Consider the following 16,755-nt stretch of genomic DNA (forward strand, 5'->3'; position numbering starts at 1 on the left):
GCCAAACCTACAATGGCGCATATGGGGAACAAACATGGCAGCGCTGCGGCCAGAATCGGGGCGGCCCTCTCGGCCGTCACAGTGGCCGTGCTGCTCGCTGCCTGCGGCCTGGTCGCGGAACAGAATGGCAATGTCCGGGCCGGAACCGCAGGAAATTCCACCGGGGGAACCGCCGAGGCGCAGCAAAGACCGTCAGTGTCACCGACTCCAACTCCAACTCCCACCCCGGGCGCCGGACCTGCCTGCCCCACGCTTCGCTGCACGTCCGTGCTGATGACCGGCGACATGCTGGTCCACGCCCAGCTCTGGCAGCAGGCCCGCGACGACGCCGCCGCGGCAGGCAAACCCGGGCTGGACTTCACCCCGCTCCTCGAAGGCCAGCGCAGGTACATCCGGGCCAGCGACCTGGCCATCTGCCATCAGGAAACACCCGTGGCCGTGCCCGACGGTCCGTTCGCCGCCTACCCGTCTTTCAACGTCCCGCCGCAGATCATCACAGCCACGAAGGCGGTGGGCTATCAGGCCTGCACCACCGCCAGCAACCACACCATCGACCGGAACACCGACGGACTGCTGCGGACCCTGGACGCACTGGACGCTGCAGGTCTTAAGCACACCGGTTCCTACCGCACCAAGACCGAGTCGCAGGGCATCCTGATTCTGCAGACAGACGCTGCGAAAGTTGCCATCATCCAGGGGACCTACGGCCTCAATGACCAACACCCGGAATACGCCTGGCAGGTGGACATGCTTGACGCCCCCACCATGATCGCCAAGGCCGTCAAAGCCCGGGCACTCGGCGCTGACATCGTCCTGGGCGCCATGCACGCGGGCGACGAGTACGCCACCGAAGCGAATGCCCAGCAGAAAAAAGTGGCCCACGCCCTGGTGGACAGCGGCCAGTTCACGATGATCTACGGCCACCACACCCACTCGGTGCTGCCGATCGAAAAATACAAGGGCACGTGGATCGTCTACGGACTGGGCAACGGCGTGACCGAACTGTCACCCTGGTACGTCGTGAACAACGAGGGCCTGCTGGTCCGCGCCCAGTTCAGCCAGGACGCGGCCGGCAAATGGAAGGCATCAGACCTTGCCTGGGCTCCTTCAGTCATCGTCAGCGATCCGTACCGCTGGTGTTCGGTCGCATCGGACGCGCCCCAGGGCATCTGCGCAACAGCCAAAGCCGACGCCGATACCAGGCTGCGGACCACCACCGTGGTGGAGTCGATGGGCGCAGCCGCTGCCGGCGCGCACGAACTGCTGATCACCAAGGAACCCTGAGGTACCTCAGTGCCGAGGGCACGCTGACAGGAAGCGCGTCAGCTCACCGCGGACGCCTGGCGGCGTGTTCGCGGGCCAGCACCGCATAGTGGTCGTCGGGGGTGCCCTGGACAAAAGCCCCGAACTTCCGTTCGGCGGCGGTTCCAATGAGGAAGTCGGCAATGGCGGGGTTTTTGGGCAACAGCGAACCGTGGAGGTAACTCGCCACCACATTGTTGTAGCGCGCGCCTTCGTGGCCGTCGCTGCTGTTGTTGCCGGTACCTTTCGGCGTGGTTCCCAACGGCCGGACGCCGGCGCCCAGCGTGGTCTGCCCGCTGTGGTTCTCGTAGCCCAGGACCTCGCCGAATTCCGGGGTGGATACTTTGACGTTGCCGATCAGGCGTTCGTCCGTGCCGTGGGTTTCGACGTCCAGGACGCCGATCCCCGGAATGACCGTACCCAGGCGGGTCTTGAAGAAGCGTCCGAACAGTTGGTAGAGCCCACAGATCACCAGCATGGGCGCGCCGTCCTCGGCCAGCCCGGCGAGGACACCGGCCCGTGAGTGCAAATCATCCTGGATGACCAGCTGGCCGCTGTCCTGCCCGCCGCCGCCCACGATCAGGTCAACCTCGGCGGGAAATTCATCGCCGACGTTGTACTCAAGCAGCTCCGGCGTATAGCCGTGCCAGCTGATCCGCTGCTTCAGGACCAGGGCGTTGCCCCAGTCACCGTAAATGTTCATGTCGCGCGGATACAGCTGCAGGACGCGGATGGTGCCCTTGGAAGCCGAATGCTCTGAGCCAGTTGCCCCGGAAGTCATGAGACCACCTCCACTTCGGTGATTTTGGACAGCTCGCGGCGGATGGCCAGCATGGCTGTGTATGTACAGAAGATCCGCTTCGGCTTACCCTTGCCCTCACGGATGAAGGCTGCCAGCGCAGGCGCAATGTCCGTCTGGACTGCGCCGATCCGGACCTCGTCATACTGCAGCCGCAGCGCCATGTCGTACGCCCGGGACCCGGTCAGCTGGTCCACGCCGCCGTCGCGGAGCGAGTCGAACTCCACGTCCCAAAGCCAGGACATGTCCCGGCCGTCGGCATAATTGTCGTTGATCGCGATCATGGTGGCGTAGCCGCCCGCCGGGAAGGACTTCAACCCCAACCGGAAACCGCTGGGGTTCTTGACCAGCACCAGGTCAAGGGGCTGCCCGTCCACCGTGAGGCTTTCGCCGCGGCCGAAGGCCGGCTCCACCTGTGACAGCGCGGTCAGCAGCGTGGCGTGGTCGGCAGTCGCGGCCCCGCCGCCGCAGATGCTGCGGGCCAGTACCAGCGCCGCCGCGGCATTAAAGATGTTGTAGACGCCGCGTAGCCTCATCGCGGTGGTGACAGTGACGCCGTCGTACTCAAAATCTGCGGTGTCCGGCCCCACTTTGCGGAGTACGACGTCGGCACGCGGCTTCTGGGGGAGCGCCGAGGGAACCGGGCTGCCGGGCGCAGCCCGCATGTCGTCGTCGTTGGGGAATGTGCTGAGGAGGGAATCGTCGAGGCCGAAATACTGGACGTCCTGGCCGGTGAGAGTGTCCGCGATCCGTGCCACCCGCGGGTCCTCCCGGTTGAGGACCACCGTTCCGGTGGTTTTGGCCGCGATGTGCTGCAGGAGTTGGGCCGTCTTGTCGATTTCACCGAAGCGGTCCAGCTGGTCCCGCAGGACGTTGAGCAGGAGGCTGTAGCGGGGTGGGACGCGGTTCACGAAGTGCACGGCGTGGGCTTCGTCCAGCTCCAGGACGGCGACGTCGGCTTTCAGCCGGCCGCGCCAGTCCACCTCGCCGAGCAGGGCGGCCGCCACGCCGCGGGTGAAGTTGCTGCCGGTGCGGTTGGTGAACACCTTCAGACCCTGGCTTTCCAGGAGTTCCACCACCATCTTTGTGGTGGTGGTTTTGCCGTTGGTTCCGCTCACCACCGCCACGCCGTGGGGGAGCGTGGCGAGCGTCCGCTGCATAAAGCCGGGGTCGATTTTTTCGACCACCAGCCCGGGCAGGGCGGACCCGCCACCCCTAAGCCGGGACACCCGGCGGACCAGCTTGCCGAGCGGAACACTGATGTAAAGCATGCTCTGTAATATATCCCAGTAACGGCATAGAACCCTGCCCGTGGAGGGACCGCCCGCACGGTGGCAGCCTGAGGGCACATTATGCTGAATGGATGACAAACCCCCTTTCGGCCGCTTCCACACGCGTGGGCGCCGGCCTGCGGATCGGCGTCCTGGCGCTCCAGGGAGACTTCCGTGAACACCTCCGGGCCGTCGAGGCGGCCGGAGCGGCCGGCGTCGGAATCCGCAGGCCCAAAGAACTGGACGGGCTCGACGGACTCATCATTCCTGGCGGCGAATCCACGGCCATCGACAAGCTGGCCCGCGCTTTTGAGCTGGCGGAACCTTTGAAGGACCGCATCCGCGACGAACTGCCGGTCTACGGTTCCTGCGCCGGCATGATCCTCCTGGCCAATGACATCGCCGATCCGGCCACTGACCTTGCCGGCAACCCGCAGCAGACCTTCGGCGGCCTGGACATTACGGTGCGGCGTAATGCTTTCGGACGGCAGCGCGAATCGTTCGAAACCGACCTGGACTTCAAGAGGCTGGACTTCAGCGCCACGGAATCCGGGGTGGCCCCGGTTCATGCGGTGTTCATCCGCGGCCCGTGGGTGGAGCGCGTTGGCGCGGGCGTGGAGGTTCTCGCCCAAGTGGAACCGGCCGATCCTGAACACGCGTCCCACGCGGTGGCCCTGCCCGGGACGGCTAGAATTGTTGCAGTGCGTTCCGGCCACCTGCTGGCCACCTCCTTCCACCCGGAAGTGACTGGGGAGAAACGCGTACATGAACTTTTTATCCGCATGATCAGAGGAGACGCGTAAAGCATGTCAGGCCACTCCAAATGGGCAACAACCAAGCACAAGAAGGCCATCCTCGATAGCCGCCGCGCCAAATCGTTCGCCAAGCTGATCAAGAACATCGAAGTTGCCGCCCGCATGGGCGGACCGGACCTCCAGGGCAACCCAGGCCTCGAACTCGCCGTCACCAAGGCCAAGAAGACCTCGGTTCCCGCCGACAACATTGACCGCGCCATCAAGCGTGGCGCCGGGCTGACCGGTGAAGTGGTTGACTACACCGAGATCATGTACGAATGCCGCGGCCCGCAGGGCTCCGCACTGCTCATTGAGTGCCTGACCGACAACAAGAACCGTGCGGCCTCCGAAGTCCGCCTGGCCATCTCCCGCAACGGCGGCACCATCGCCGATCCCGGCTCGGTCAGCTATCTCTTCAGCCGCAAGGGCGTCGTCTCCCTGCCGAAGAAGGAACTGACGGAGGACGACGTCCTGATGGCAGTCCTCGACGCCGGTGCTGAGGAAGTCAAGGACAACGGCGATACGTTCGAAATCCACTCGGAACCCACCGATCTCCAGGCAGTCCGCGACGCCCTCACAGAAGCCGGAATCGAGTACGACACCGATGAGGCCGAGTTCGTTCCCTCGATGGTGGTGCCCCTCGACCTGGAAGCCGCCAAGAAGTTCATGAAGCTTGTTGACGCACTGGAAGAGCTCGACGACGTCCAGAACGTCTACAGCAACGCCGACCTCAGCGACGAAGTCCAGGCCGCCCTGGAATCTGAGTGAACCACCGCTTTGCGGCCTAGGGCGGATGTTCGAGCGTGACACTGCGCGTACTCGGCGTTGACCCGGGCCTCACCCGCTGCGGCATCGGTGTGGTGGACGTCGAGCGCAACAGGCGCGCCACGATGGTGGCCGTCGGTGTGGTGGGCACATCCCCGGACGAAACCCTGGACCAGCGCCTGCTGGTTATCGCCCTGGCCATCGACGAATGGCTGGACCGTTACGAGCCCCAGGTGCTCGCCGTCGAACGCGTCTTCTCGCAGCTGAACGTCAGCACGGTGATGGGCGTCGCGCAGGCCTCCGGCGTGGTCATTGCCGCCGCGGCCCGGCGCGGGATCCCGGTGGCGCTGCACACGCCGTCGGAAGTGAAGGCGGCCGTCACGGGCAGCGGCACCTCCAACAAGGACGCAGTGACCAAGCTCGTCACCAAGATCCTCCGGCTGGATGCGCCGCCCCGCCCGGCGGACGCCGCGGACGCCCTGGCCCTGGCCATCACTCATGCCTGGCGGGCTGGCAGCGGTGCCGCAGTGGCCACTACCGGTCCGGGCAGCCTCTCGCTGACTCCGGCCCAGCGGGCGTGGGCCGATGCCGAGGCGAAGGCGCGCCGCGCACGCTGATGTCCGCGGCGCTTGCTAGGGTATTCGTAGATATGTTCGGATAGCCGGTCCTTCCCCCATAGAGCCCGGCAGTACACCAGGAGCCCGGCTTTGATCAGTTTCCTTCGCGGAACCGTAGCGCACGTTGGCCTTTCCACGGCCGTGATCGACCTCAACGGTGCGGGAATGAGCGTCAACGCCACGCCGCAGACCCTCAGCGGCCTGCGCACCGGCGAAGAAGGCAAACTCTTCACCTCGCTGATCGTGCGTGAGGACTCACTGACACTCTTTGGGTTTGCCTCCGACGACGAGCGGGAAGTCTTCGATGTCCTGCTCAGTGTCAGCGGCGTGGGGCCGCGGCTTGCCCTCGCCGTCCTCGCCGTCCACGAGCCCGAGGCCATCCGCGTTGCAGCCCACACCGGAGACAGCAAAACGTTCACCAAGGTGCCCGGCATCGGCCCCAAGGTGGCTGGCCGGATTGTGCTGGAACTCGCCGGCAAGCTGGTGCCGCACGGCACCGCCGGTGCTGCCACTCCTGCCACCCCGGCGGAAGCTGCCTGGAAGCCGCAGGTAGTGGCAGCCATGACCAGCCTTGGCTGGTCAGAAAAGGACGCCACGGCCAGCATCGACAAAGCCCTCGCGGACGATCCCGAGGTTTCTTTCCGTGGGAATGTGGCCGAAATCCTGCGGACCACGCTCCGCTGGCTGGGCCAGGACGGCGCGCGGGCCGGTAACCGCGTAGGCAGCCGTGGCTGAGCCCTCCGTAGTAGCGGCAGGGGAGGAGCCGGAGGAGCGGGTCATTGAAGCAGCCCTCCGGCCCAAGAACCTTGACGACTTCGTGGGCCAGCACCGGGTCCGCAAGCAGCTCTCACTCGTGCTGCAGGCGTCCCGGATGCGCGGGCGAAGTGCGGACCACGTGCTTTTTTCCGGACCGCCCGGGCTGGGCAAGACCACCCTCGCCATGATTGTGGCCTCCGAAATGAACGCGCCCCTGCGGATCAGCAGCGGCCCGGCCATCCAGCACGCCGGTGACCTCGCCGCAATCCTGTCCTCCCTCTCGGAAGGGGAGGTCCTGTTCCTGGACGAAATCCACCGCATGTCCCGGCCGGCCGAGGAAATGCTCTACATGGCCATGGAGGATTTCCGTGTGGACATTGTGGTGGGCAAGGGTGCCGGTGCCACGGCCATTCCGTTGGAACTGCCCCCGTTCACCCTGGTGGGAGCCACCACCCGGGCCGGACTGCTGCCCGGTCCGCTGCGGGACAGGTTCGGGTTCACGGGGCACCTGGAGTTCTACAGTGTGGCCGAACTCGAACTGGTCCTGCGTCGCTCCGCCGGCCTGCTGGACCTGAAAGTCAACTCCGCCGGCTTCAGTGAAATTGCCGGCCGTTCCCGTGGTACGCCGCGCATCGCCAACCGGCTCCTCCGCCGGGTCCGGGACTGGGCGCTGGTCCATGGGATAGAGCAGATTGACGCGCGGGCAGCCTCTGCTGCTTTGGACATGTATGAAGTGGACAAGCGGGGCCTGGACCGGCTTGACCGTGCCGTCCTCGAAGCCCTCATTACAAAATTTGGCGGCGGACCCGTCGGACTGTCCACCTTGGCCATTGCCGTGGGGGAGGAAACCGAGACTGTGGAAACCGTGGCCGAGCCGTTCCTTGTCCGCGAAGGCCTTCTGGGCCGGACGCCGCGGGGCCGCATTGCCATGGCTCCGGCCTGGACCCACCTTGGCTACGCGGTTCCGTCCGGGGTCTTCGGGCAGGAGCCCCTGGATCTGTTCGAATCCGACTCTGACAGCAGTGAAGCCACGGCGGACTGGGCGCCGAACAGCCAATAGGCCCGTCCTGTCAGCTTTTCCCTTTAGACTGGGTATGACACCCGGCACGTTTGGGTCTTTGTTCCCGCCGGCGGCCCCGAGGGGCCGTTGCCGGCCAGTACGACCATCTGCATGGCGGAACGAAGCGGACGCTGCCACACACCAGATACGCCAGTACAGATCGGAACTTCCCTGTGGATCCCATGAACATCGTCTTGTTCGCAATGCTCGGCATCTTTATCTTCATGATGTTCCGCCGCAACAAGAAGACCAAGGAGCAGCAGGCCACGCTGCAGTCCCAGTTCGCTCCCGGTGTTGAGGTCATGACGAGCTTTGGCCTCTTCGGCCGGATCGTCTCCATGGACGACGCCGAAAACAAGGTTGTCCTGGAACTTTCTCCCGGAAACCTCGCCACAGTCCACCGCCAGGCAGTCACGAAGATCGTGGAACCTGCCGTTGTTGCTGCTGAGGACGAGCCTGCGGTTGTCCCCGACGATGCGTCTTCACTGACTGCCCAGGACCTGGGCACCCCGGCCGCAACCGCCGAAACCCCGGACGAGACCCTGAAGCGCCTCAATGACGAGGGCAAAAAGGACAGCTAGCCCCCGCTGCCTCCCGGCACCAGGCTTCACAACACCTCTACGGCTGCGGACCACCGCCGGTGGGAGCAACAGGCTCGCATCGGCGGTTCCTCCGTAATAAGAGAAAGATCGACAATGGCACGAACTGGCCCCAATAACTCAGGCCTCCGGGTACTGGTGTGGCTCGGCGTAATCCTCGCCGTGCTGACTGCCGTATTGGCCGGCGGCACCCTTGCCGGCCAGGCCAGCTGGGCACCCAAGCTGGCACTGGACCTTGAAGGTGGCACCCAGATGATCCTGGCGCCCAAGGTTGAGGGCGGTTCGGACATTAACGAAGAGCAGCTCAACCAGGCGGTGGCCATCATCCGCCAGCGCGTTGACGGCTCCGGTGTTGCCGAAGCGGAGATCAGCACGCAGTCCGGACGCAACGTGGTGGTCAGCCTTCCCGGTACACCCACCAAGGAAACCCGCGACCTTATCCAGGCTTCGGCGGACATGAACTTCCGCCCGGTCCTGCTCAACGGAGACGGCGCAGCTGTTCCAACCGAAGCGCTGACGCCCGAGGACCAACTTCCGAAGCCGACGGCCAAACCGGCCAACGGCAGCGATATCAACTGGATCACCGCCGAGGTGTACCGGAAGTTTGAAACCCTCGACTGCAACAACCCGGGACCTGAAAGCCCTGAGGCTTCCGATCCCACGAAGCCCCTGGTCACCTGCGAGCCGGCTACTGAGACCACGCCCGCCATCAAGTACATCCTTGGCCCCGTGGAGGTTAAGGGCAGCAACATTGTCACGTCCTCCTTCCAGCTCCAGCAGGGTGCCCAGGGCGCCGTCACCAACGACTGGGCCGTCAACATCCAGTTCGACGACGAAGGCACCGCCAAATTCAAAGAGGTCACCGAACGCCTGAATCAGTTCTACGTGGCCGCCGGCGGCGAGACCGGCACCGATCCGAAGGCGCAGTTCGCCATCGTGCTCGACGACCAGGTCATTTCCGCGCCACGGTCACTGGCAGTCATCACCGACGGACGTCCCCAGATCACCGGTGGTTTCACCGAACAAACGGCCAAGGTACTCTCGGACCAGCTCCGCTTCGGCGCGTTGCCCATCAGCTTCGAAATCCAGAGCGACCAGCAGATCTCCGCAACGCTCGGTGGCGAACAGCTGCGCATGGGCCTCCTCGCCGGTATCATCGGCTTGCTCCTCGTGGTGGTCTACTCCCTTTTCCAGTACCGCGCCCTGGGCTTTGTCACCATTGCCTCCCTGGTGGTGGCCGGTTCCCTGACGTACCTGGCCATAGCCATCCTGGGCTGGACGGAAAACTACCGGCTGTCCCTTGCCGGCGTGGCCGGCCTCATCGTGGCCATCGGCCAGACCGCCGACTCGTTCATTGTGTACTTCGAACGTATCCGCGATGAACTCCGCGAGGGCCGCGGCCTGGTCTCCGCCGTGGAGAACGGGTGGAAGCGTGCCAAGCGGACCGTGCTGGCGTCCAAGGCTGTCAACCTGCTTGCCGCGCTGGTGCTCTACTTCGTGGCCGTTGGCAACGTCCGCGGGTTCGCGTTTACCCTGGGCCTGACAGCCATCGCAGACCTCATCGTGGTCTTTATGTTCACCCACCCGACACTGCAGCTTCTGGCGCGCACCAAGTTCTTCGGGGAAGGCCACCCGCTCTCCGGCCTCGACCCCAAGCGACTGGGTGCCGTTCCGCTGTACCGGGGCGCAGGCCGCCTGCGTACGCCGGAAGCCAAGCCTGGCGTGGTCCGGGCCAAGAACACCGGTGCCGCCGGCGAAGCTGAACGCCGCATGACCATCGCGGAACGCCGCCTCGCGGAACAGCAGGAGCAGCTCACAGGCTCCTCCAAGAGCGCAGCCAAGGAGAACAAGTAATGTCCACGTTTGCCACTTTCGGTAACGAGCTCTACACGGGCAAGCGGTCCTACAACTTTGTGGGGGCCAAAAAGATATGGTTCCTCATCGCCATTGTGGCGGTGGCCCTGTCCATCCTGATCCCCCTGGTCAAAGGCGGATTCAACCTCGGCATTGAATTCCGGGGAGGTTCCGAGTTCACCGTCTCCAACGTGCAGGACACCGACTCTGCCCTCGGTGAAAAGGTGGTCGAGGACGTGGTGGCCGGCAGCGTGCCGCGCGTTGCGAACGTCGCCGGTACCACCATGCGGATCCAAACGGACAAGCTCACTGACGATGAGACGCTCAGGATCAAGGAAGGCCTCACCACGGCCTACGGTGTCACCGACAACGAGGTGACATCGACCTTCATCGGACCCACCTGGGGTGCGGATGTCACCAAGCAGGCGCTGATCGGTTTGATCGTCTTTGTGGCACTGGCTGCCGTGCTGATGGCGCTGTACTTCCGCACCTGGAAAATGTCAGTATCCGCTTTGACCGCAATGCTGGTGACCATGTTCATCACCGCCGGCGTGTACGCCCTCAGCGACTTTGAGGTGACGCCGTCAGCGATCATCGGGTTCCTGACGGTGCTCAGCTATTCGCTCTATGACACCGTGGTGGTCTTCGACAAGATCCGCGAAAACACCGCAGATCTGGATGCCTCCACGCGCCGGACTTTCGCAGAAGAAGTCAACCTCGCGGTGAACCAGACCCTGGTCCGTTCCATCAACACCATGATGGTGGCCATCCTTCCGGTCGGCGCCATCCTGTTCATCGGAGCCGGCCTCCTCGGGGCAGGCACGCTCCGCGACCTGTCGCTTGCCCTGTTCGTGGGCATCCTCATTGGTACGGCGGCCACGATCTTTGTGGCGGCACCCATGTACGCATGGCTGCGCCAGAGCGAACCCGACCTGGTGAAGCAGGCCAAGCGCGTTGAGCACCGCAGGTCCGAGGCTGCTGCCCGGACGGAAGAACCGGCAGCACCCGCGGAGGCCTGACGGCAGGAACCCCTGCGGGCCGGGCGGCGATGGAAATCCACGCCACCCGGCCCGTACGCATTTAAGCGCCGGTTACAGAAGTGAACTGGCGGAGGAATAGACTGGGTAATTAAACAGGTCGTGAGGGGTGCTTCATTGGAAGAACGTTCGGCATCGGTGCCAATGGCAGGCGGGGATGAGGATCCCGGCCACGGAGTTCAGGCCGGGCTGACCGCTTCCGCACGCCCCGTTCCGGGGGTTCCCGTCGACAATTCCGGTGCCCGGCCCACATTTCCCGGCCGTCGCGAACGCACGCGTTCCAGGCTGGCGCGGCTAACGGGCCGCGGCGCCACCACGTATTCCCCGATCCTTGAGCCGCTGCTGCGTACCGTCCGGGCGAACAACCCCAAAGAAGATTTTGATCTGATCCAGCGCGCGTTTGACGTTGCTGAGAACAGCCACCGCGGGCAGAAGCGCAAGAGCGGCGATCCGTACATCACCCACCCTGTTGCTGTGGCCACCATCCTTGCCGAGCTTGGCCTGAGCGGAACCACCCTTGCCGCTGCCTTGCTCCATGACACGGTTGAGGACACGCCGTACACCCTGGCTGACCTCAAAAGGGACTTCGGGCCCGAGGTAGCCATGCTGGTGGACGGGGTCACCAAGCTGGACAAGGTCAGCTTTGGTGAGGCTGCCCAGTCCGAGACCGTCCGCAAAATGGTTGTGGCCATGGCCAAGGACATCCGGGTCCTGATGATCAAGCTCGCCGACAGGCTGCACAACGCCCGGACCTGGCGTTTTGTGTCCGCAGAGTCGTCGGCCCGAAAAGCGCGCGAGACGCTGGAAATCTTTGCACCCCTGGCCCACCGCCTCGGCATGAACACCATCAAGTGGGAGCTCGAGGATCTGTCCTTCGCTGCCCTCTACCCGAAGGTCTACGAAGAGATCGTCCGGATGGTGGGGGACCGCACTCCGGAGCGCGAGAAGAGCCTGGGCGTCATCCGGGACCAGATTACCGAGGATCTCCGTGCCGCCCGGATCAAGGCCACCATTACTGGCCGGCCGAAACACTATTACTCGATCTACCAGAAAATGGTGGTCCGGGACAAGGATTTCGACGACATCAACGACCTCATGGGCGTCCGCGTGCTGGTCGATTCGGTGCGGGACTGCTACGCGGCGCTGGGCACCATGCATTCGCGGTGGAACCCACTGCCCGGGCGGTTCAAAGATTACATTGCCATGCCAAAGTTCAATATGTACCAGTCACTGCACACCACGGTGATCGGCCCGGGCGGGAAGCCTGTGGAGATCCAGATCCGCACGCACGAAATGCACCGCCGGGCCGAGTATGGCGTGGCCGCGCACTGGAAATACAAGGACCAGCCCAACCGCACGGCCGTTGGCCCCGGCAGCCCCCGCGACGGCGACATGGGCTGGCTGCGGTCCCTGGTGGACTGGCAGCAGGAAACCTCTGATCCGGGCGAGTTCCTGGACTCCCTGCGGTTCGAGATCAACGCCCGTGAAGTGTTCGTCTTCACCCCCAAGGGCGAAGTCATGGCACTGCCCGCCGGATCAACCCCTGTGGACTTTGCGTACGCGGTCCACACCGAGGTGGGGCACCGCACCATCGGGGCCAGGGTCAACGGCAAGCTGGTTCCGTTGAACAGCGAGCTGAACCACGGCGACTGGGTGGAGATCTTTACGTCCAAGGCCGAGGGTGCCGGACCCAGCCAGGACTGGCAGCACTTCGTCAAGAGCGCCCGCGCACGGAACAAGATCCGTCAATGGTTCAGCAAGGAACGCCGCGAAGAGGCAATCGACCGCGGCAAGGAACTCCTGACCCGGGCCATGCGGAAGCAGAACCTGCCCCTGCAGCGCCTGATGACGCACGAGGCCCTGGCGGCGGTGGCTGCCGACTTCAAGTACGTGGACATCTCAGGCCTCTACGCGGGTGTTGGCGATGGACACACCTCAGCGCAGTCGGTCATGGAAAAACTCGTCGAAAGCCTGGGCGGCAACGAGAGCACCGACGACGACATCACTGAAGTCAGCATCCCGACGCAGGTGGCCAAGACCAAGTTCTCGGACTCCGGCGTGGTGGTGCGGGGCGTCGGCGATGTCTGGGTGAAGCTCGCCCGCTGTTGCACTCCCGTTCCGCCGGACCCGATTCTCGGATTCGTCACCCGCGGTTCCGGTGTCTCAGTGCACCGCACGGACTGCACCAACATTTCGGACCTTAAGGACCAGCCTGACAGGATCGTGGATGTTGACTGGGCCCCCACCCAGTCGAGTGTTTTCCTGGTGGAGATCCAGGTTGAGGCGCTGGACCGGAAGTCCCTGCTTTCGGACGTGACCCGGGTCCTGTCGGAGAACCACGTCAATATCCTGGCCGCCAGCGTCAATACCTCCAGCGACCGGGTTGCCATCTCACGGTTTGCCTTCGAGATGGGCGACCCCAAGTACCTCAGCCACGTCCTCAGCGCCGTCCGACGCATCGACGGTGTGTTCGACGTCTACCGGACCACCGGCAACAAGCGCCGGAGCTAGCAGCGCAAGCTTTTCCAGGGCTGCCCGTTTGTGCGGGACCCTGGGTGTAGCTTCGATGGCCAGGACAAGCAGGCGGAGCCGTACGTCCTTTTCGGGGCGGGCCAGCAGTCCCGCCAGCGCAGGCAGCGCGCGGTGGGCGTCCACGTGCAGGGCAATATCGACGGCAGTCCGGAGCGGGCTCGAGACCATCAGCCCACCCATGCTGACCACGTCGAAGGGGCCGAGCCTGACTTCATGGAGCGTGCAGCCCCGGGTGCTGCGGAGACTCGAAATCCGCCGTTTCGCATCCACCAGCAACGCCAGCCGGTCCGGCTCGTCAGCGCAGCCGTAGATCCAGGCCGCGGTCATCCTGCCGGCTACCACCCGCTGCCGGACAGCTGCCGGGACCGCGTTGGCTGCCGCCCTGGCCCGGAGCTGGGCCGACACCCGAACGTCCGGGAGCGTAAAGCCGTGCTGATGGAACCGCGACAGGACTCCGTCCGCCGCCAACGTCTGCAGCTCCGGCCACGTGAACATTTGCCCTGGTGAGTACAACTCCGGGTGGTGGGGCGGTGACGGGGTGGCCATCCACCCATCCTGCCGCGTGGGTCCTTAAACACACAGGCCCGGTTCCGGTTATGTGGATAACCGGAACCGGGCCTGTGCGGCCGTTCGCTGGTGCGTCTACGAAAGCTCGCTGGCCGAGCGCTGGATCTGGTCAAGCCAGGCCTGCCTCGCCTCGAGGGCTTCCCTTGCGGCCTTGATCTTGCGCTGGTCGCCGGCCTTCTCCGCCTTGGTGAGATCGTCCTGCAGGCCGGCAATGGCTGCTTCCAGCTGCGACAGAGCGCTGTTGGTGCGGGCCTTGGTCTCGGGGTTGGAGCGCTGCCAGTTTTCCTCTTCGGCGTGGCGGACTGCGTCCTCCACCTTGCGGAGGCCGGCCTCGATCCGTCCCATGTCGGCGCGCGGAACCTTGCCGGCTTCTTCCCAGCGGTCGCGGACTGACTGGAGCGCCTTTTTGGCGGCGGCCAGGTCCTTGACCGGCAGGATGGTGTTGGCCTCGACCAGGAGGGCTTCCTTCACCGTGAGGTTGGCTGCGTATTCCTGGTCGATCTCCTCATTGGCCGCCTGCCGGGACGTGAAGAACACATCCTGGGCCGCCCGGAAACGTGCCCAGAGGGCGTCATCGTCCTTGCGGCTGGCGCGCGGGGAAGCCTTCCACTCGTCCATCAGGCGGCGGTACTCGCCGGCGGCGAAGCCCCAGTCGGTGGACGAGGACAGTGCCTCGGCCTCGGCGATGAGCTTCTCCTTGGCCGACTTCGCAGCCGAATTGGTGCTGTCCAGCTGGGAGAAGTACGCACGGCGGTGGCGGTCAAAAACGGTCCGCGCGGCACGGAACCGCTTCCACAGGGCATCCTCGTTGCTGCGGCCAAGCCGGACGCCGCTCTTCTGGGCCGTCTTCCAGCTTTCGAAGAGTTCGTTCATCCGCGCGCTGGAAGTCTTCCACTGGATCTGGGCGGGATCCTGGCCCGAGATTTCCTCGGCTTCGGACACAATTGCCTCGCGGGCTGCCAGTTCGGCGGCGCGAACGGCGTCGTGCTCCGCCTTCTCTGCCTTCTCCAGCTCCGTGATCTGGCCGGAAACGGCGTCCAGGCGTGCTTCTGCAGACCGGAGGTCTCCCACCATGTTCCGCTCTGCCAGCTGCTCGCGCAGGTGGGTCACGGTCTTCTGCATGTCGGTGCTCGGAGCCTTGGAGCTGACGCGCTGCTCCAGGAGCAGGACCTGCGCCACAATGTCGTCATACTTCCGCGCGAAATAACCAAGTGCCTCGTCATTGCTGACGCCGGGGTACTGGCCCACCGGGTGCTCTTCGCCGTCGATCGTCAGGAACACGTGGCCGTCACCTTCAACGCGGCCCCAGCGGGCAGCTTCCGCCAGTGACGTCGCGGAGGCGACGGGTGCGGGTGCTGCGGCCGGCGCAGCCGCTGCCGGCTTGGGCCGGGCGGCGAAGGCTGCCGGGGACGGTGCCGGACGCGGAGCAGGGGCCGGAGCCGTGGGCTGTGAAGCCGCCGCCTCTTCGGCTGTTGCCTCGGCAGCCACTGTTTCCTCGGCCTCGGCGGCCTCCGCAGCTGCTTCGTCCTGCGCAACCGCTTCGGGAGCCGCGGTGGTTTCAACCGTGGCCTGGTCCGCCGCCTCAACCACTGCCTCATCGGTCGCGGCCGCTTCAACCGTTACCTCGTCGGCCGGGGGCGCTTCCACCGCAGCCTCATCGGCCACTGCCTGCTCGGCTACTGCCTCGTCAGCTACTGCCTGCTCAGCCTCGGGGGCCGTTGCGTTGGTCAGGTCTGCTGCTGTTTCGTCGGATTTCTGACTGTCTGTCACCGCTAAAAGTCTTTCGCTTGGAGGAAAATACTCACATACCGCACCGCAGCCGTAAGGCCGGGCTTCCTACTTCAGAGAGAACGAGTCTATCGTGACTGGTTCGACGGGCGTGCCGTCCGTGTCGCTGCTGCCCGGAGTAATACCTGCCGCAGCGATTCCGGACACTACATCCAGCCCGGATGTCACCTTGCCCACCACCGTATAGCCGCCGGCGGTGTCTGCCGGAATCATCGTGTCCTTGTAGACAATAAAGAACTGCGTGCCGTTCCCGTAGGCGTTGTTTCCGGTCCTCGCCACTGCGATGGTGCCTGCCGGGTAGAGATTGTCAGCCGGGACGTTTTCCAGCGGGCCCCACGTGTAGTCGGGATTTCCGCTGCCCTTGCCGTCGGCTGATCCGCACTGCAGCACGCCGAAGCTTTCGCTGGTGGTCAGCCGGTGGCAGGTCTTGCTGGTGAAGTAACCTTCGTCGCTGAGGGATTTGAACACTGCAGCTGCCTGAGGTGCTTTGGTTCCGTCAAGTTCGACGCCGAGCGCGCCCCGGTTAAGGGCCAGCTTTCCGGTGAACACCTTCCCGGCGGCTGTGTCAGGTGACGGGATGTTGGCCGCGTTGGTGGGCTGCCCCGAAGCCGTGGGGGAGGCAGAGGGAGTGGTCAGGCCTGCCTCGGCCGCCGCGAATTCGTCTTCCGTGGGGTTGCCCGAGAAAGCCGTGAGCTGGAGAATGACGGCGAGCACCACAGCGGCGGTGCCGGCACCGGCGGCGATGAGGTTGTCGCGCTTGCGCCGCGCCTCCTGGTCCCGCCGCAGCCCGCGTTTTGCCTCCATCTGCTGGATGCGCCGTTTGGCTTCGCGGGCACTGCGTGAACTGGCCGCCAAGGGTCCTCCTCTATGTCGGTCTGCGGCCGGACGTCAAGGCTCCGGGCGCAGTTGTCTGCTTGCAGCCCTCCACGCACACAGCCGCGTATTAGAGATGCAGGCGGAAGGCGCATAAACTGACTGCCGCACATAGTTTATGCATGAGTTGCTGGACAGCCG

15 protein-coding genes are annotated in these 16,755 nt (G+C 64.8%); 10 read left to right on the top strand and 5 right to left on the bottom strand.

The window, feature by feature from the left end; genetic code table 11:
• Positions 1–21 precede the first annotated feature (21 nt).
• Positions 22–1,284 (top strand): CapA family protein, encoded by a 1,263-nt coding sequence (locus tag J2808_RS12715; RefSeq protein ID WP_309816927.1) that lies wholly within the window; start codon positions 22–24, stop codon positions 1,282–1,284.
• Positions 1,285–1,327: 43 nt separating this feature from the next.
• On the opposite strand, the gene J2808_RS12720 is transcribed toward J2808_RS12715, so the two are convergent.
• Together J2808_RS12720 and J2808_RS12725 are read right to left on the bottom strand one after the other, a co-directional pair.
• Entirely contained in the window at positions 1,328–2,083 is a 756-nt protein-coding gene (locus J2808_RS12720; protein ID WP_309816929.1) for a type 1 glutamine amidotransferase, read from the bottom strand.
• Positions 2,080–3,372 (bottom strand): MurT ligase domain-containing protein, encoded by a 1,293-nt coding sequence (locus tag J2808_RS12725; protein ID WP_309816931.1) that lies wholly within the window; start codon positions 3,370–3,372, stop codon positions 2,080–2,082. The genes J2808_RS12720 and J2808_RS12725 overlap by 4 nt, the downstream gene beginning before the upstream one ends.
• A 92-nt stretch (positions 3,373–3,464) precedes the next feature.
• Here J2808_RS12725 and pdxT point away from each other — a divergent pair, with 92 nt between their 5' ends.
• From pdxT to J2808_RS12770, 9 genes are all read left to right on the top strand, one after another.
• Positions 3,465–4,175 carry a pyridoxal 5'-phosphate synthase glutaminase subunit PdxT gene (pdxT, locus tag J2808_RS12730; RefSeq protein WP_309816934.1) on the top strand — a complete coding sequence of 237 codons (711 nt, stop codon included), beginning with the start codon at positions 3,465–3,467 and terminating at the stop codon, positions 4,173–4,175.
• Between the two features lie 3 nt (positions 4,176–4,178).
• Positions 4,179–4,934: a YebC/PmpR family DNA-binding transcriptional regulator gene (locus tag J2808_RS12735; protein ID WP_275214209.1), complete on the top strand. Its 756-nt coding sequence runs from the start codon at positions 4,179–4,181 to the stop codon at positions 4,932–4,934.
• Between the two features lie 35 nt (positions 4,935–4,969).
• On the top strand, positions 4,970–5,548 hold the full coding sequence (gene ruvC, locus J2808_RS12740) for a crossover junction endodeoxyribonuclease RuvC (RefSeq protein WP_309816939.1): 579 nt from the start codon (positions 4,970–4,972) through the stop codon (positions 5,546–5,548).
• 90 nt (positions 5,549–5,638) lie between these two features.
• On the top strand, positions 5,639–6,283 hold the full coding sequence (gene ruvA / locus J2808_RS12745; RefSeq protein WP_309816941.1) for a Holliday junction branch migration protein RuvA: 645 nt from the start codon (positions 5,639–5,641) through the stop codon (positions 6,281–6,283).
• The gene (gene ruvB, locus J2808_RS12750) at positions 6,276–7,364 is read left to right on the top strand and encodes a Holliday junction branch migration DNA helicase RuvB (protein ID WP_309816944.1); all 1,089 of its coding nucleotides are present in this window, start codon (positions 6,276–6,278) and stop codon (positions 7,362–7,364) included. The genes ruvA and ruvB overlap by 8 nt, the downstream gene beginning before the upstream one ends.
• A 182-nt stretch (positions 7,365–7,546) precedes the next feature.
• Positions 7,547–7,945 (top strand): preprotein translocase subunit YajC, encoded by a 399-nt coding sequence (yajC, locus tag J2808_RS12755; protein WP_309816947.1) that lies wholly within the window; start codon positions 7,547–7,549, stop codon positions 7,943–7,945.
• A gap of 114 nt (positions 7,946–8,059) precedes the next feature.
• Positions 8,060–9,817, top strand: coding sequence for a protein translocase subunit SecD (gene secD, locus J2808_RS12760; RefSeq protein ID WP_309816949.1), 1,758 nt, complete (start codon positions 8,060–8,062; stop codon positions 9,815–9,817).
• A complete protein-coding gene (gene secF / locus J2808_RS12765) occupies positions 9,817–10,836 on the top strand; it encodes a protein translocase subunit SecF (protein ID WP_309816952.1) in 1,020 nt (339 codons plus the stop codon). The genes secD and secF overlap by 1 nt, the downstream gene beginning before the upstream one ends.
• Before the next feature lie 135 nt (positions 10,837–10,971).
• Positions 10,972–13,365: a RelA/SpoT family protein gene (locus J2808_RS12770; protein WP_309816955.1), complete on the top strand. Its 2,394-nt coding sequence runs from the start codon at positions 10,972–10,974 to the stop codon at positions 13,363–13,365.
• Here the strand turns inward: J2808_RS12770 and J2808_RS12775 are convergent.
• The 3 genes from J2808_RS12775 to J2808_RS12785 form a co-directional block, all read right to left on the bottom strand.
• Complete coding sequence (locus tag J2808_RS12775) at positions 13,246–13,932, bottom strand: type IV toxin-antitoxin system AbiEi family antitoxin (protein WP_309816958.1); 687 nt, start codon at positions 13,930–13,932, stop codon at positions 13,246–13,248. The genes J2808_RS12770 and J2808_RS12775 overlap by 120 nt on opposite strands.
• Positions 13,933–14,028: 96 nt before the next feature.
• Entirely contained in the window at positions 14,029–15,723 is a 1,695-nt protein-coding gene (locus J2808_RS12780; RefSeq protein ID WP_309816961.1) for a DUF349 domain-containing protein, read from the bottom strand.
• Between the two features lie 66 nt (positions 15,724–15,789).
• A complete protein-coding gene (locus J2808_RS12785; protein ID WP_309816965.1) occupies positions 15,790–16,596 on the bottom strand; it encodes a peptidylprolyl isomerase in 807 nt (268 codons plus the stop codon).
• Positions 16,597–16,755: the final 159 nt, after the last annotated feature.

The organism is Pseudarthrobacter sulfonivorans (assembly GCF_031454915.1).
Lineage (GTDB): Bacteria > Actinomycetota > Actinomycetes > Actinomycetales > Micrococcaceae > Arthrobacter > Arthrobacter sulfonivorans_C.

Excerpts from the sequence above, each read along its gene's own strand:
- J2808_RS12715 (WP_309816927.1), top strand. The coding sequence starts at position 22 with ATGGGGAACAAACATGGCAGCGCTGCGGCCAGAATCGGGGCGGCCCTC.
- J2808_RS12720 (WP_309816929.1), bottom strand. The coding sequence starts at position 2,083 with ATGACTTCCGGGGCAACTGGCTCAGAGCATTCGGCTTCCAAGGGCACC.
- J2808_RS12725 (WP_309816931.1), bottom strand. The coding sequence starts at position 3,372 with ATGCTTTACATCAGTGTTCCGCTCGGCAAGCTGGTCCGCCGGGTGTCC.
- pdxT (WP_309816934.1), top strand. The coding sequence starts at position 3,465 with ATGACAAACCCCCTTTCGGCCGCTTCCACACGCGTGGGCGCCGGCCTG.
- J2808_RS12735 (WP_275214209.1), top strand. The coding sequence starts at position 4,179 with ATGTCAGGCCACTCCAAATGGGCAACAACCAAGCACAAGAAGGCCATC.
- yajC (WP_309816947.1), top strand. The coding sequence starts at position 7,547 with ATGAACATCGTCTTGTTCGCAATGCTCGGCATCTTTATCTTCATGATG.
- secD (WP_309816949.1), top strand. The coding sequence starts at position 8,060 with ATGGCACGAACTGGCCCCAATAACTCAGGCCTCCGGGTACTGGTGTGG.
- secF (WP_309816952.1), top strand. The coding sequence starts at position 9,817 with ATGTCCACGTTTGCCACTTTCGGTAACGAGCTCTACACGGGCAAGCGG.
- J2808_RS12775 (WP_309816958.1), bottom strand. The coding sequence starts at position 13,932 with ATGGCCACCCCGTCACCGCCCCACCACCCGGAGTTGTACTCACCAGGG.